Annotated in this window: 2 protein-coding genes; both read right to left on the bottom strand. The window is 54.0% G+C overall.

The window, feature by feature from the left end; translation table 11 throughout:
* A partial coding sequence (locus tag BF95_RS25265; protein ID WP_200867069.1) for a hypothetical protein occupies positions 1-254 on the bottom strand: 254 nt, incomplete at its 3' end.
* A gap of 980 nt (positions 255-1,234) precedes the next feature.
* Positions 1,235-1,767 (bottom strand): glycosylhydrolase-like jelly roll fold domain-containing protein (locus tag BF95_RS27790; RefSeq protein WP_327195531.1); only part of this gene is annotated, 533 nt, incomplete at its 5' end.

The raw sequence follows: 1,767 nt of genomic DNA on the forward strand, positions 1-1,767 counted from the left end.
CTCTGCTTGCCTGACTGGCTGCGGAGCGAGGGCATGGCAAGGACATGCGGCAGCGAGGTGTGGCAGGATACACAGCGCGTGCCATGGTCCCGCTCAGCCTTAGGCCATTGACGCCACCAGGTGAGACGATTGTCCAGATAGGCTGCTGCTGCGGTGCCATTCCAGGCCGACTTCTTTGTTGGCACGGCGTCTCCACGCGCGATCATTACCACGGCGAGTAGAACGGCGGAAGAGATAAGCGGCCAGCGTGTCATGCAAGATTCCCGACGATGAGAGAAAAATGATAGCGAAGAGGTACATTGTCACCATGGGTCATTCGACGTAAGCCGCCTTCGACGCCAAGCTTAATGCACCAACGCACTAGATTCCATCGACGCAGGGATTTCTCGACCTCGCCTGCGCCGGTCTTGGTTGGGGCCTTCAACCGAAGACATTGGCAAAACCGCACATCCATGCAGGTACTCTGGTCGAATTGGTGCCGGAACACACAATGGACGTCCAGCTATTTTGGACAGTATCCCGTCTCCATGCCCAAACCCTTCAGGACATGACCGATGCTGTGAAAAATGTAGCCAGGCAGCACCTCCAACCCGTGCCAATGTGAAGAAGCGGACTGACTGGAATCGGGAACGAGAAATTCGGTCATGAATGTCTCAGAAGGGTCGACTGCTACCGGAAGCGAACGCTGAGTCGTGGGACAAAGCCGCCATCGCGCGGCTATCGTCCAATGGCACCTGTCGGCAGAACCAGCCATTGCCGCTTGAAATCAGTTCGCCTTGCAAACGCCGATTGCTAGCCGAGCAATTGCAGTCAGGTCTCGTTCAAGAGTAAGATCCGCATGTGATCGAACAGTGCAGGAAACCCGTATAACCTACACTATCACTCGCGAAACGACCGTGCTTTTCCTTTTTTGATGCCGATGTGTCCGAGACCCAAGGCCATGTACCGGTAGAGAGGTAGCGATTACGCAGGTATACAACAACGCCACGCTATTCTCACAAGTGGCACCTGCTAGAACGTTCAGTTCAATGGTTGGACACTTTCGAAAATGTTGTAGAGGGGGTTACCATTTTCATATCAAAATGTCGATATCGCTTTTCAGACAGCAATCAGTTCAGACCGAGGCGACCATAAAAATCTCTATCCAAATATGAAAAAACTCAAGCGTGAATATTAAATTTTGACGTCGCGCTTACTGTCATGATCACCGTCTGATTGGGAATGGGCTTCCGTCTTATGGTTCTGAAAATATTGTGACCGGCCCGATCAGCCCTGATGGACGCAGCGGTGCGTGCGGCTGATAAGTTGGTGCTGCCGTGAAGCTAATCTTTTTGTGCGTTAGGTGCTGGTCTCCGATCAGGCGATTGACCCACAGGTTGGCGACCTTCACCTCTATCTGATTCGCCCCCGCCTTCGTCAGTTTGCTGATGTCGACACGGTATGGCGGGAACCATGTCGTCCCGGCGATCTGCCCATTCACCCACACCTCGCTATGTCGCCGACTTTGCCCAGATCGATCCATAGCGATCCGTTGGGCTTCACGCCCTTTGGCAAGGTGAAGCGACTGGCGTAGCTGGCGATGCCGGAGAAAATATTTTGATCCCCTTTTATCGGCGCTGGTTTTCCAGAGGGGGTGAGAAAAAGGCATCTCAATTCGTCCGGGTGCACCGCGCCTGGCTGAAAACCGACCATCCAGGGACCGTCGAGCGTTCCGACAGTTCGTGCTGTCGTCGTTGGCAAGGTCAGTGCCGTGCTTCTCGCAGGCTT

It is taken from the genome of Sphingobium sp. Ant17 (assembly GCF_000588875.1).
In the GTDB taxonomy this organism is placed as follows: Bacteria; Pseudomonadota; Alphaproteobacteria; order Sphingomonadales; family Sphingomonadaceae; genus Sphingobium.